13 protein-coding genes are annotated in these 12,014 nt (G+C 63.2%); 5 read left to right on the top strand and 8 right to left on the bottom strand.

Translation table 11 applies throughout. The annotated features are described in order from the left end of the window. The first annotated feature begins 47 nt into the window (after positions 1–47). Positions 48–845: a hypothetical protein gene (locus tag V5279_RS27970; RefSeq protein WP_338690054.1), complete on the top strand. Its 798-nt coding sequence runs from the start codon at positions 48–50 to the stop codon at positions 843–845. Between the two features lie 50 nt (positions 846–895). Then, the gene (locus V5279_RS27965; RefSeq protein WP_338690052.1) at positions 896–1,897 is read left to right on the top strand and encodes a DMT family transporter; all 1,002 of its coding nucleotides are present in this window, start codon (positions 896–898) and stop codon (positions 1,895–1,897) included. A gap of 204 nt (positions 1,898–2,101) precedes the next feature. On the opposite strand, the gene V5279_RS27960 is transcribed toward V5279_RS27965, so the two are convergent. From V5279_RS27960 to V5279_RS27950, 3 genes are read right to left on the bottom strand one after another with little or no spacing between them, the layout of a single operon-like run. Further along, on the bottom strand, positions 2,102–2,470 hold the full coding sequence (locus V5279_RS27960; RefSeq protein ID WP_338690050.1) for a nuclear transport factor 2 family protein: 369 nt from the start codon (positions 2,468–2,470) through the stop codon (positions 2,102–2,104). Between the two features lie 15 nt (positions 2,471–2,485). After that, positions 2,486–2,944 carry a nuclear transport factor 2 family protein gene (locus tag V5279_RS27955; protein ID WP_338690048.1) on the bottom strand — a complete coding sequence of 153 codons (459 nt, stop codon included), beginning with the start codon at positions 2,942–2,944 and terminating at the stop codon, positions 2,486–2,488. Between the two features lie 40 nt (positions 2,945–2,984). After that, positions 2,985–3,854 carry an SDR family NAD(P)-dependent oxidoreductase gene (locus V5279_RS27950; protein ID WP_338690046.1) on the bottom strand — a complete coding sequence of 290 codons (870 nt, stop codon included), beginning with the start codon at positions 3,852–3,854 and terminating at the stop codon, positions 2,985–2,987. Positions 3,855–3,988: 134 nt separating this feature from the next. On the opposite strand from V5279_RS27950, the gene V5279_RS27945 reads away from it, so the two are divergent. Next, entirely contained in the window at positions 3,989–4,852 is an 864-nt protein-coding gene (locus V5279_RS27945) for a LysR family transcriptional regulator (protein ID WP_166297500.1), read from the top strand. A 15-nt stretch (positions 4,853–4,867) separates the two neighbouring features. On the opposite strand, the gene V5279_RS27940 is transcribed toward V5279_RS27945, so the two are convergent. Beyond that, a complete protein-coding gene (locus V5279_RS27940) occupies positions 4,868–5,896 on the bottom strand; it encodes a GlxA family transcriptional regulator (protein ID WP_338690043.1) in 1,029 nt (342 codons plus the stop codon). A gap of 150 nt (positions 5,897–6,046) precedes the next feature. On the opposite strand from V5279_RS27940, the gene V5279_RS27935 reads away from it, so the two are divergent. Together V5279_RS27935 and V5279_RS27930 are read left to right on the top strand one after the other, a co-directional pair. Then, positions 6,047–6,736 (top strand): DJ-1/PfpI family protein, encoded by a 690-nt coding sequence (locus tag V5279_RS27935; protein ID WP_338690041.1) that lies wholly within the window; start codon positions 6,047–6,049, stop codon positions 6,734–6,736. 74 nt (positions 6,737–6,810) lie between these two features. Then, positions 6,811–7,167: a DUF6616 family protein gene (locus V5279_RS27930; RefSeq protein WP_338690039.1), complete on the top strand. Its 357-nt coding sequence runs from the start codon at positions 6,811–6,813 to the stop codon at positions 7,165–7,167. A gap of 51 nt (positions 7,168–7,218) precedes the next feature. Here the strand turns inward: V5279_RS27930 and V5279_RS27925 are convergent, their stop codons facing one another. Genes V5279_RS27925 through V5279_RS27910 form a run of 4 tightly spaced genes read right to left on the bottom strand, consistent with a single transcriptional unit; the run spans position 7,219 to position 11,999 of the window. Next, positions 7,219–8,274, bottom strand: coding sequence for a threonine aldolase family protein (locus V5279_RS27925; RefSeq protein ID WP_338690037.1), 1,056 nt, complete (start codon positions 8,272–8,274; stop codon positions 7,219–7,221). A gap of 17 nt (positions 8,275–8,291) precedes the next feature. After that, positions 8,292–9,929 (bottom strand): iron ABC transporter permease, encoded by a 1,638-nt coding sequence (locus V5279_RS27920; RefSeq protein ID WP_338690035.1) that lies wholly within the window; start codon positions 9,927–9,929, stop codon positions 8,292–8,294. After that, positions 9,926–10,987 (bottom strand): ABC transporter ATP-binding protein, encoded by a 1,062-nt coding sequence (locus tag V5279_RS27915; RefSeq protein WP_338690033.1) that lies wholly within the window; start codon positions 10,985–10,987, stop codon positions 9,926–9,928. Before V5279_RS27915 ends, V5279_RS27920 begins: the two co-directional genes overlap by 4 nt. A gap of 4 nt (positions 10,988–10,991) precedes the next feature. Further along, complete coding sequence (locus tag V5279_RS27910; protein ID WP_338690031.1) at positions 10,992–11,999, bottom strand: extracellular solute-binding protein; 1,008 nt, start codon at positions 11,997–11,999, stop codon at positions 10,992–10,994. Positions 12,000–12,014 lie beyond the last annotated feature (15 nt).

The following is a 12,014-nucleotide window of genomic DNA, read 5'->3' as shown; positions in this document are numbered from 1 at the left end:
TGCGGTTGTGGCGTTCTCTAAACCAGGCATTCGGCGAGGAGAAGGCCATGGATTGTAAAGCGCTCGGAGCGTTGGTGGCGGAGCATTGGGTTTCTCGAACCTCTCTCCCTTTGCTCGGTCCGGACCTCTCGATGGATGAGGCCGTGTGCATCCGTGATGTGTTTCTCGCTCACATCCAGCCCCTCATGGGCCGGCCGCTTGGTTATAAGGCTGCGGTAATCACGCCCCCCGCGCAGCGTGACCTGGGGCTTAAGGAGCCCCTCGGAGGCATCTATCTCGCCGCGATGTTCAGGCCGGCCGATGGTGCCGCGATCCCGGTGACCTATGGCGCACGTCCAATCGTCGAGGCGAAACTTCTTGCCGTGGTCAAGGACGAAGCGATCAACGACGCTCGAACCGTCGCGGAGGTGGCGCGCTCTATCGCCTTCTTGCTCCCATCCATCGAACTCGGGGATTCTCTTGTGAACATCCACCAGAAGATCACGGCGCCGATATTGACCGTCTACAATGTGGGCGCGCGTGCAGTTCTGACCGGGACACCGATCCCATTCGATGGAACAGAGGCCGCAACCGAAAAGCTCAAGCGCATGATCGTCACGACGCGAAATGTCGAAAGCAATACGATCGTTGATCGACAAAGCGCAGAGGTCATCATGGGAAATCCGATGAATGCGGTGCTGTGGATCGTCCGGAACCAGCACGCACGTGGTGTTCGGCTTGTTGCGGGTGACCGCCTCGGTCTCGGCGCCATGTCGCGCATCAGACCCACGCCCGGCCTGCACATCGCCACCATCTGGGAGGGCCTTACACCAGAGCCCGTCATGGTGGAGGCCGTGTTCCGATGAACTCGTCTCGCCAACGCTCACTTGTGACCGCCTGAGCGTGGCGCAGACGCATGCCGCGGAAGGTTTATCCCTTGTCGAAACCAACAGCCTCCGACTACGTGCGCGGCTCGCTTTACGGCCTTGCGGCCGTGAGCATCTGGGCGTCATGGATCGTGGCCGCGCGGCTTGGGCTCAAGACAAGCCTCACACCCTGGGACATCACGGCAATTCGTTTCGGTGTCGCTGGATCGATCTTGCTGCCGCATCTGGTAAGGAAGGGCCTTGCCGTCGACCGCCTGGGGGGCGTCGGACTAGCAGCGATTGTGCTGGGCGGTGGGGCACCGATGGTGTTGGTGTCCTACGCTGGTCTGCTATTCGCACCGGCGGCACACGCCGCGTCTCTGTATACCGCTCTGATACCCGTACTTGTTGCGATCCTGGCCGCCGTCGTGCTGGATGAGGCCTTCACCGTCGCCAAGCGGATCGGGCTCGCCTTGATCGTTATCGGCGTCCTCGGCATCGTTTGGGGCGCGGGCGGTACGATCGGATCACGGCAGAACATCGGCCACGCCCTGTTCATCGCTGCGGGCATGTTGTGGGCCTGCTACACCGTGGCCATGCGGAAAGCGAGATTGGAAGGGCTTCACGCTGCTGCGATTGCCGCCGTCGGGTCATTGCTCACTTACGTGCCGGTATACGTCATCATTTCCGGGACCACTCTCTTCAGCGCGCCCTGGCGTGACGTCGCGCTGCAGGCCTTGGTTCAGGGAGTTCTAACGCCGGTGATTTCGTTTTGGCTTTACGGACGCGCGGTGAGCATTCTTGGCGCTTCGAACGGCTCGGCGTTCGCGGCCCAGTCCCCGGTCATGACGACGCTGTTGGCCATCCCGATCCTCGGCGAACGGCCGGCAACAATCGACTGGATCGCAATGCTGCTGATTTCGGGCGGTGTCTACATTGCCAGTGGAGGCCATGGGGCTCGCAAACGCCATTCTGACAACGAGAAACTTTGTAGTGATCTCAATGGGCCAAAAACGCCGAAAATGTCAGAGCGACCTTTGAAAACACTATAGTTCTTTGAGACTTCCAAGCTGAATACGAGGGTCCCTTCACCCGCTCCAAGCAATTTCAGTGATTTGGCGCGAGTTCTCGATCTCATTCCGACAATTGTTGAAGTCATTTCGGCAACCGGGCTGAATGCCTTTCCAAATTTGCCGGTGTTTTCAGCTCGCAAATCGCAGTGTCGCCGTCGTGACGAAACCGGCGCCCGGGCCGGCTCAATCGCTCGCAGGCTTGTCGAGAAAGGTGTACAGCGCCCGAATTCTCCCGTACTCGAAGATTGCGACGTCCATGCCTGTGACGAGAGGCGGAGCTCCAGCCGGTCCGAGCTGCCACCGCAAGCGGCCGAGATCATGGTTCACCTCAGCGGATCCCGTCGCGCCGAACACAAATCCGGGAGCGTCCTGGAGAATGCGCTCGATCTTCGCGTTCAGAGCGTCGCGGCCAACGATCCGTTCCCCCGCTTCAAAGAACGTGCAATTCGCGGCGTAGATCTCGGCGATTGCGACCGCTCTGCGCGCGGAATCTGGCTGCCCGAATACTTCGTGCAGGTTCCTTTCCATCAGAGGACCAAGTGTGTCGCTCATAGCTGACCCTCCTGTTCAGAACATGCCGTTAGGGTTGGCGCGCGACACGTTCGGCGCGAGCCACGGAGCCGAGTTCTTCGGGTCACCGACGAGCTGCAAGGTGTCCCAATGCTCTATGGCCTTTCCGTCGGCATCCATCTTGTAGATGTCGACGCCGGCGATCCCCGTATCGTTCGGATCGTCGTTGAACAGATTCAGAAAATTCACGTGAGCCCACACATAATCGCCGACAGCGATGATCTTGTGGACGACGACGCGCGCCCGGGCGCGTTCCCGGGTGATCTGGCCGAAGAACTGCCCCAGCGCCTCTGGACCGTTTGCAATGAGCGGGTTGTGCTGGACGTAGGCGGGGCTGATGAACTCGGCGACGAACTCCTCCGACTTCTTCTGGTTGATCACCAGATCATAGAAGCTAAGGATGCTGGCCTTGTTGCGAACGGCGCGGCTGTCATCGGAATCAAACAGCTCGATCATGGGTAACTCCTCTTGCGAAAAGTGGATTGGCCGGATGGCCCTAGCCGAGGCCGACGATCTGAAGGCGGAGCGTATCCAGTTCATCGTCGGATTTCTCGCGAGCGGCTCGGAGCATCTCATCGGCGTCCGCGCCGACCGGCGCGCGACTTGGTGCGGGCACCTGCTCGGCGAGTTCGATTACGCGCCTAGCCGCCAGGACGGAATCGAGCCCGCTGCTCTGCATGCCATTGAGTGTGGTTGCGAACGTGTTGAAGGACTCTCCGTACAGTCCGCGTTGTTCGGCCGTCATGTCTTCGGCAACACGTGCGAGCGCCGCTGCCGTTTTGGCGGGGCCGCCGGTTCTCATGTTGCCCGCAGCCGCCACGACGACGTCGACCCCAAAGGGTTTCAGTTCGGCGCGGTAAACAGCCGCAAACACCTCCATGGCCGCCTTCGACGCGCCTGACGGCCCGTTGAAGGGGAGCGGAATGCTCGCCGTCCAGGTACTGACCTGGACGATGCGGCCGCGCGCCTTCCTCAGCGCCGGCAGGAAAGCGTTCATGACCGCGAGAGCCCCGAACACGTTGACGTCGAACTCGCGCCGGATGGCGTCGAGCGGCAGAACCTCGATTGGGCCCGGGGTCAGGATGCCCGCATTGTTGATCAGCAGATCAAGGCCGGAAGGGCCGAGCGCGTCGGACACGCCGCCCGCCCAGGCCTTCACGGCCTGCTCTTTGGTCAAGTCGCAGACGGTCAGGCTCACGCGCCCGCCGGAGGCGTCCTTCAAATCCTGGATCTCTGCGCCGGACATGGCCGTGCCAAAAACGATATAGCCCGTGGCGGCAAGTCCGAGCGCGATATCGCGGCCGAGGCCGCCGCCCGCGCCGGTGACTGCGGCGGAGCGACGCGAATGTTCAGAAGAGCTCGGCATTTGATCTCCATTTCAGCAGGCGGTGAGTGTGCGCGGCGTCGTCCGCTCTCACCGGGTTTATGGTGTCGTTCCGAAGCGTGATGCGATAGCCTCGCGATCTGCCTAGCTGTGTCGCGGAAAGCGGAACGCCGATAATGGATATCGAAGACCTGCGGACTTTTGTCGAAGTGGCCGATGCCGCCGGAGTGTCGCCGGCCGCACGCCGGCTCGGCGTCTCGAAGTCGATCGTGAGCCGGCGGCTGTTCCGGCTGGAAGCTGAACTGGGCGTCCAGCTTCTCGCACGGACAACTCGCGGCGCTGCACTGACTGAGGCCGGCGTCACGTTCCGTGACCACGCCGCTCGGGTCTGCGCCGAAATCGATGTCGCGCGGGAGACGATCCTGCCCGCCGGGGACCTGCGCGGCCGCCTGCGCGTTGCAGCGCCGCTGACCTTCGGCCCAACGCTGTTGGCGCCGGCTTTTGCGGAACTGGCGCGGCGCCATCCGCTGCTTCACGTGCACACGTGTTACAGTGATCGCTTCGTGGACCTTGTCGGGGAGGGCTTCGACTGCGCCGTACGCGTTGGCTATCTCAGCGATTCAATCCTGATGGCGCGGCGCGTCGGACCAATCCATGGTGCCCTCGTCGCGAGCCCGGATTACATCAGGGAGCATGGCGCTCCCGAGACGCCGGATGAGCTACTCACGCATCAGGCGCTCATGCAGGGCACGGAAACCTGGCAGTTCATCGACGGGGACAAAACAATCTCCATTCATCCGCAGGGGCGGTTCAAGGCGGACAACGGCACTGCTCTCGCCGTCGCCGCTGTAGCAGGGCTCGGTATTGCCTGGCTTCCGCAATGCCTCGTCGAGGACTATTTGGCTTCCGGCGCCCTTACTCCGGTGATGACGCGCTATCCTCCGCCCACAGCCGGAGTGTTTGTCGTCCGGCCGCCGGGGCAGCACCCCGCTCGAAAAGTCCGAGTCCTCACCGAGTTGCTGATCGAGCACTTCGGATAGCGGGCTTTTGTTGTCCTATTTGGTGCGGCTTCGCCTTGGTGCTCGAGAACCAAGGGGATCACGGGAGTCGGGGAGGGACGTGGCTTTCGAAACCGCCGTCGCACGCCTGAGCGCGCGAGGCGGTTGGCCGTAGATCCGCAGGAAGGCGCGCCGCATGCGGTCCTTGTCTCCAAAGCCGACTTTGCGGGCAACGATGTCGATCGGCTCCGTTCCCTCCTGAATGCGCGGAAGCGCCGCTTCGGCACGCAGCCGCTCCACGACCTGGGCGGGCGTATCTCCGGTCTCCTTCAGAAAAAGACGGGCAAACTGCCGTGCGCTGATCCGGGCAGCCGCGGCCATGCGGTCGACGGGAAGCGGTTCGTGCAGGTGCTCGCGCGCAAAATTCAATGCATCCCTGATGCGATCGGATGAGGGCTCCAGTTCAAGCAACGTCGAAAACTGCGATTGTCCGCCCGATCTGCGATGATAGACCACCATGTCCCTTGCAACGGCCTTCGATACCTCGATCCCGAAATCGCCCTCGATCAACGCGAGCGTCAAATCGATGCCTGACGTGATCCCCGCCGAGGTCCAGACGTTGCCATCCCTCACGAATATCTTGTCCGCATCGACGCGCACGCGCGGAAACCGCCTTTGCAACCCGGCGGCATATCGCCAATGGGTCGTAACCGATCGCCCGTCGAGCAGGCCGGCGGCGGCCAGCAGGTAGGCTCCCGTGCACACGCTCGCCACGCGCCTCGCCCGTGGAGCCAACTTCCTGATCAGCGCGACGGTGTCGGCATCACCGTCGACGGCGCTGTCGGGGGCGCCTCCCACGATCAGGAGTGTGTCAACGGATCTGCCTCGCGAAGCCTTCAAGGTATGGATCGGCACGCCTGAGGCGCTCGTGATTGTGCCGCCATGAACGGAAATCACCTCGATCCGATAGGGAGCACGATGAATCTCCGACGCCAGATTGAAGGCGCATAGGGGACCGCTCAGGTCCAGCAACTCGAAGCCCGGGAATACCAGGACCCAAACACGTCGGTTGATCTCCGAGGGCATGAGATTCCTTACAGCGGACAATGTTCAGAACCGGCACCTGGTCAGGATGGCAGGATTTGCCGTTTATATGTCATTTCTGACATGGGCATTCTCAGCTAGCTTGCGCGGGATTTCAACGCGAATTCACAAGTTCAGGCGAACGAGGCATCGATGAAGGTACTGGCGCTTGCTTTTCCTGGCTTCACATTCATCGACCTGGCCGGCCCGATGCAGGCCTTCATGATGCTTCCAGGATTCTCCTCGCAGGTCGTGTGGCAGGACAAGGGCGTCGTCGATTCCGACGCCGGTGTCAGCGTGCAGGCCACGGAGGATTTTGGAAGTTGCTGGAAGGATCCGGACATCCTGTTCGTCCCCGGCAACACACGTTCTCTTTTCAAGCAGCTGCAGGACGACCGGACCCTCGACTTCATCGCCGCTGTCGGTAGTCGCGCCACGTGGATCACAAGCGTGTGCAACGGCTCGCTGTTGCTCGGCGCGGCCGGACTCTTGAAAGGATACAAGGCGGCCTCCTACTGGTACACGCGGGAGCATCTCAGTCTGTTCGGCGCAATTCCGACCGACGCCAGGTACGTCATCGACCGCAACCGTGCGACGGGCGGAGGCATGACTGCGGGGATCGATTTCGGCCTTGCCATGATCGGCCAAATCGCCGGAGAGGCCGCCGGCCGCATCGCCGAGTTGTCATTTGAGTACGCGCCGCAACCTCCTTTCGGAACCGGGCGTCCCGAACTGGCCGATCCTGCAACATTGGCTCACACGACGGAAATCGTGAAGCAGCTGATGCCGGTTCAAGAACTGGAGGGCGTGAGAGCCCGCTGTCTGACGATGGGAAGGCTCTAGGGGCCGTCTCGTCCGGCGTCGGAGTTTGCGGATAGTCTGTGGTGTAACCGTTGTTCTTCAGAAAGATGCGCGTCATGCAGCAAATCTTCATCGAGCTCTATAACTACCGTCCCGCTTGGGCCAAATGCCCGGAAAGCGAGAGAACCGACTTCGTGACGAAAGTGGCCGAGGCGGTCAAAGGTCTGAAGTCCGCCGGTGTCGAGGTCGTCGCTTATGGTTTGAACTCTCCCGCGACCGATCGTCGTGCTCCGTACGATTTCTTTTGCGTCTATCGTGTACCGAACGTCGATTTTCAACGCGAATTTGAGCGGCAGGTCGCCGCGTCGGGTTGGTACGAATACTTCGAGCAGGTGAATGTCAGCGGTGACGCGGACGACTTTGAAGCCGTGCTGCTCGGAAATGCCAGGATGGTTCGACCAGCTTCGTCCTGACTCAGGGCCGGGCATCCGTCTCCAGAATAAGCGATTACGGAATAATCGCTCTCAGCTTCCCGAGATCGCGCGATGGACGAGTGCGATGACCTCGTCAGCCTCCTGTTCGGTGCTGTCGAAGCGGGCCACGAACCGGATCACGTCATGGCCGCGTCGCGCGAATTGCAACCCGTTCGCCGCGAGCCGGTCGATGGCCAAAGCGGGCAGGTTGACGAAAACCAGATTGGCCTCCACCGGGGCAACCAGCCGCACGTCGGGCAGCGCGGCAATGCCCGCTCCAAGGCGGGCGGCTACGGCATTGGCCTTGGCCGCGAGCCGTAGATAAAGGCGATCCTCGATGTAAGCGAGCAGCTGCGCAGACGCGAAGCGCATCTTTGAGAAGGTCTGGCCGGCACGGCGAAGCCGATAGGACAGGGGTTCGACGAGATCCTGGTCGAACACCACGATCGCATCCGCCGACATCGCCCCGTTCTTGGTCGCCCCGAACGACAGAATGTCGACGCCGGCGCGCCAGGTCATGTCGGCCGGGCTGCAGCCGAGCCGCGCCAGCGCGTTGGCGAACCGGGCGCCGTCCATGTGCAGCGACAGATTCCGGTCGTGGGCGATGGCTCCGATCTCGGCGATCTCGGCGAGGGAGTAGATCGTCCCATATTCGCTGGCCTGAGTGATCGACACCGCATCGGGCTGCGAGCGGTTGCGGACTCCCCAGGCCGCCCGGCCCAGCGCCTCGCGCAGGCTCGACGGTTCGATCCGAAAGTTCCGGCCGGACATGGCGACGAGCTTTGCGCCGCCGGTGAAGGCTTCGGTGGCGCCGCCTTCCGCGGTATGGATATGCGCCTCTTCGTGACAATAGATGGCGCCATAGGGGCGCACGCAGCTCGCGAGTGACAAGGCATTGGCCGCCGTGCCGGTCGAGACCGGGAATACGGTGACCTCGGTCTCGAACAGCTCCGAGAAACGCGCATTCAACAACTTCGAATAATCGTCGCCGCCATAAGCGGCGGCCGGGCCGCGATTGACCTCAGCGATCGCCCGCAGGATCTCGGGGCTGACCGGCGCGACATTGTCGCTGCGGAAATTCGGGAGCGTCCGGGCTGCTTCGTTCATGCCGTCCTGTCCTGCCGTCATATCACCGTCGTTTCCTGCTTGTTGATGCGCCGGTTGATCAGAAGCAACGGGATTGCGGTGACCAGGATGAGCACCGCGGCCGCGGCGGCCGCGAGACCCGCGCCGGTGCCCTCGATCGCATGGTACATCACGACGGTCGTGGTGACCCAGCCGCTCGCATAGAGCACAATGGTCGCGCTCAACTCGGATGCCGCGGTGATCCAGACCAGCACCAGCCCGCCGACAAGGCCGCTCGCCATCAACGGCACCGTCAGCGTCGCGAAGGTTTTGGCCGGCGAGACCCCGAGATTGATCGAGGCTTCCTCGAGCGAGGGATCGAGCTGATGCACGATTGCCGAGGACGACCGGATCGCGAAGGGCAATTTGCGCACGACATAGGCGATGACCAGGATCAGCCAGCCGCCCGTCAGAACCAAAGGACCGCTGTTGAACGCGATGATGAGCCCAATCGCCAGGATCGTGCCCGACACCGCGAACGGCACCATGCCGACGAAGTCGAGCAACCCCGACAGGCGGGAGCGGTGCCGGGCCACGACATAGCCGATCGGCGCGCCGATCAGCATGGTGGCGACGGCCGCGATGCTGGCGAGCGTCAGCGTGTTGATTAGCGGCCGATAGGAGCCCGACAGCAGGGTCGCGTAATTGCCCAATCCGAACTCCCAGGTCAGGACGGGGCCGCGGAAGCGGAGGAGGGAGATCATCAGTACCGCCGCGAAAGGCAGCAGCGAGGCGATCACGATGCCCCAACTCACGACCGTGGCCACGAGCCGCAGTCCCGGCGTCAGCGGCAATTTCGCGGGCGCGCTGCGCGCATTGGTCGAGAAACGGCGCTTGCCGAGATAGTGCCGTTGCACGAGAAGCGCGAGCGCCGTGCAGGCGATCAGGAGCACGCTGAGCGCGCCCGCCGCGGCCGGGTTGGCGTCGGATTCGCCGGCGAAGAGCTTGAAGATGTCGACGGCCAGGAACGGCCGGTCCTCCGCCAGCACGGCCGGCACGCCGAAATTCTCCAGCGCCTCAATGAACACCAGGAGTCCGCCGGCAAGGATCGCCGGCATCACGATCGGCAGTAGCACGGTGCGGATCACATAGGGCCGTGAACCGCCGAGATTGCGCGCTGCCTCCTCCATCGAGGCGTCGACGGCCTGGAAACCAGCCAGCACGGGCATGACGACGTATGGATAGAGCGTCAACGTGAACACGATGACGATGCCGGGCAGGCCGTAGATCGAACCGATCGGGATGCCGATGCCGCGCAATGCGGTGGTGACGACGCCGGCATGGCCGAACAGCAGCACGAGCGCGTAGGCGCTGACGAAGGAGGGCAGGACCAGCGGCAGCGACGCGAGCGTCAGCAGCAGCGCGCGGCCGGGTATCTCGATCCGGGCAAGACAGAAAGCGAGCGGGATGCCGATCGCGCATGCGAGGGCTGTGGCGAGCGCGGCGCAGAACAGACTGTTGCCGATGCTGCCGAGATAGTAGCGGCTCTTCACAATCGCCGCATAGTTCCCAAGCGTCAGGCTGCCGGTGCCGTCGACCCGTACGCTGGCATCCAGGACGAGCGCCAGCGGGTAGAGCAGAAACACCGCGAGCAGCACCAGGGCCGCCAGCGTCACGATGGTGGCGAAGCGTTTCATGGCGCCGGATACGCCGTGATCTGGGCGGGGTCGTAGGCAAGGGTGAGCGGCGCACCGGGCGCGACATCGAGCGCCTGGCCGCCGAGCGCCGCGATCCGAATTTGGGTGCCGTCCGGCAGGGTTGCGTGGAGACGCTGCATTGGGCCGAGAAATTCGCGCAGCGCCAGACGCGCTTGCACACGCGGGCCACCGGAACCGTCGCCCAGCCGCAGGGCCTCCGGCCTGACCGACAGCAACACCGCTGCACCTGGCGTTGCGACTTCGCCTCTGACTGAGAACTCCGTTCCTGCTGCCGCGACATTGGTGTTGCGGCCGTCGAAAGCTCCCGCGATACCCGGCACCATATTGGTCGAGCCGAGGAACTCGGCGACGAAGGCGGTCTGCGGCATCCGATAGATGCGCTCCGGCGTGTCCACTTGCTCGATCTTGCCGTGACGCAAGACGGCGATGCGGTCAGAGATGGCGAGTGCCTCCTCCTGATCGTGCGTCACGTAGATCGCAGTCAGACCGAGCGCCTGCTGCAGCTGTCGGACCTCGATCCGCATTTCGGTGCGCAGCTGCGCGTCGAGATTGGACAGGGGCTCGTCGAACAGCAGTACGGCGGGTTCGATCACGAGCGCGCGGGCGATTGCCACGCGTTGCAGCTGACCACCCGAGAGCTGGTGTGACGAGCGGGGACCGTAGCCTGCAAGGCGCACCCGCTCGAGGGCCTTGTCGACACGCGATGCGATCTCGGCAACCGGGACCTTCCTGGCCTTCAGCCCGTAGGCCACGTTTTCGGCGACGGTGTGGTTCGGGAAGATCGCGTAGTTCTGGAACACCATGCCGGTGTCGCGGCGATGCGCGGGCAGAGCATCGATGCGCCGGTCGTCGAACGAAATGGAGCCGGATTCGACATCGACGAAGCCGGCGATCATGCGCAGCAGTGTCGTCTTCCCGCAGCCCGAAGGCCCAAGCAGCGTGAACAGCTCGCCATGCTTGATGTCGAGCGAGATGTCGTCCACGGCCCGCACCGCGCCGAAGGTGCGGGTCAGGTTTTCAATCCGGATCCTGGTCATCGGATCAGCGCGTGTTCTGGATCGTGGTCTTCAGCCGCGCGAGCGTGTCGCGCCGGGCTGCTTCCCATTTGACGTCGTCATAGGGCAGCACCTTGATCGCCGAGAAGGGCAGCATCCCGGGTGCGACTGCCTCGAGCTCGATATCCTGACGGGTAGGGCGCCGGAAGGTCGCCTTCAGCAACATCTCCTGGACTTCCTTGCTGGCGAGATAGTCGACCAGCCGTTTGGCAGGCTCGGGGTTCGGTCCGCCTTTCAGGACGGCTGCGCCCTCGACGCCCGCATATGTGCCCTCGGCCGGATAGGCGACGCTCACCGGTGCACCATTATGGGCCCACAGAAAGCCGGCATATTCGAGGGTGATGCCAAGCGGATATTCGCCGCTGCCGATCCCGTCGAACACCTGGGTCGAGCGGTTGAGCACCTTCGCATTCGCAAGCAGCCCGTCCATCTTGGTCCAGGCTGCGTCATCAGCGCCCCACAGCGAGAGAAGCGTGGTCGCGGCCGCATATGAGAATCCGGAATTGACCGGGTCGGTAAAGGCGAGCTTGCCCTTCCATTTCGGATCGAGGAGGTCGGCCCACGCTTTGGGCCCGCTGGCCTTGTCGATCGCCTTGGTGTTCTGGCCGATCACAACGACCTGGATGTTGGTACCGAGCCAAAGGTCGTTTGGGTCACGGAATTGGGCCGGAACGGCGTCGCGGCCCTTGGCTGGGTAAGCCTGAAGGTGCGGGCTCGCCAGCCGCAGCAGCGTCGCACTGACACCCCAGATCACGTCGCCCTGCGGATTGGCGGCCTCGGAGGCGACGCGGCGCACCAGCACACCTGATCCGGTCGAGACCACGTCGACTTTAATTCCTGTCGCCTTGGCGAAGCCTTCGGCGACAAGCTTGTTCACGGTGTCGTCGTTGGCCGAATAGAGCACGACGCTCTGCTGGGCCGAGGCCAGCCCAGCCGCGAACAGCGATGCCGCGAGCGTCACGACTCGGGCGAGGATGGGGGCAGGAGATCTCATCGTGGTTCGCCCTTG

Source organism: Bradyrhizobium sp. 26S5, from assembly GCF_036923295.1.
GTDB classification, from domain to species: domain Bacteria; phylum Pseudomonadota; class Alphaproteobacteria; order Rhizobiales; family Xanthobacteraceae; genus Bradyrhizobium; species Bradyrhizobium septentrionale.
Note: the sequence above shows the minus strand (reverse complement) of the source record. Positions and strands in the feature narration are given on the sequence as shown.

Bases quoted from the DNA above. Each gene is read 5' to 3' on its own strand.
- V5279_RS27970 (WP_338690054.1), top strand. From the start codon at position 48: ATGGATTGTAAAGCGCTCGGAGCGTTGGTGGCGGAGCATTGGGTTTCT.
- V5279_RS27965 (WP_338690052.1), top strand. From the start codon at position 896: ATGCCGCGGAAGGTTTATCCCTTGTCGAAACCAACAGCCTCCGACTAC.
- V5279_RS27960 (WP_338690050.1), bottom strand. From the start codon at position 2,470: ATGAGCGACACACTTGGTCCTCTGATGGAAAGGAACCTGCACGAAGTA.
- V5279_RS27955 (WP_338690048.1), bottom strand. From the start codon at position 2,944: ATGATCGAGCTGTTTGATTCCGATGACAGCCGCGCCGTTCGCAACAAG.
- V5279_RS27950 (WP_338690046.1), bottom strand. From the start codon at position 3,854: ATGCCGAGCTCTTCTGAACATTCGCGTCGCTCCGCCGCAGTCACCGGC.
- V5279_RS27945 (WP_166297500.1), top strand. From the start codon at position 3,989: ATGGATATCGAAGACCTGCGGACTTTTGTCGAAGTGGCCGATGCCGCC.
- V5279_RS27940 (WP_338690043.1), bottom strand. From the start codon at position 5,896: ATGCCCTCGGAGATCAACCGACGTGTTTGGGTCCTGGTATTCCCGGGC.
- V5279_RS27935 (WP_338690041.1), top strand. From the start codon at position 6,047: ATGAAGGTACTGGCGCTTGCTTTTCCTGGCTTCACATTCATCGACCTG.
- V5279_RS27930 (WP_338690039.1), top strand. From the start codon at position 6,811: ATGCAGCAAATCTTCATCGAGCTCTATAACTACCGTCCCGCTTGGGCC.
- V5279_RS27925 (WP_338690037.1), bottom strand. From the start codon at position 8,274: ATGAACGAAGCAGCCCGGACGCTCCCGAATTTCCGCAGCGACAATGTC.
- V5279_RS27920 (WP_338690035.1), bottom strand. From the start codon at position 9,929: ATGAAACGCTTCGCCACCATCGTGACGCTGGCGGCCCTGGTGCTGCTC.
- V5279_RS27915 (WP_338690033.1), bottom strand. From the start codon at position 10,987: ATGACCAGGATCCGGATTGAAAACCTGACCCGCACCTTCGGCGCGGTG.
- V5279_RS27910 (WP_338690031.1), bottom strand. From the start codon at position 11,999: ATGAGATCTCCTGCCCCCATCCTCGCCCGAGTCGTGACGCTCGCGGCA.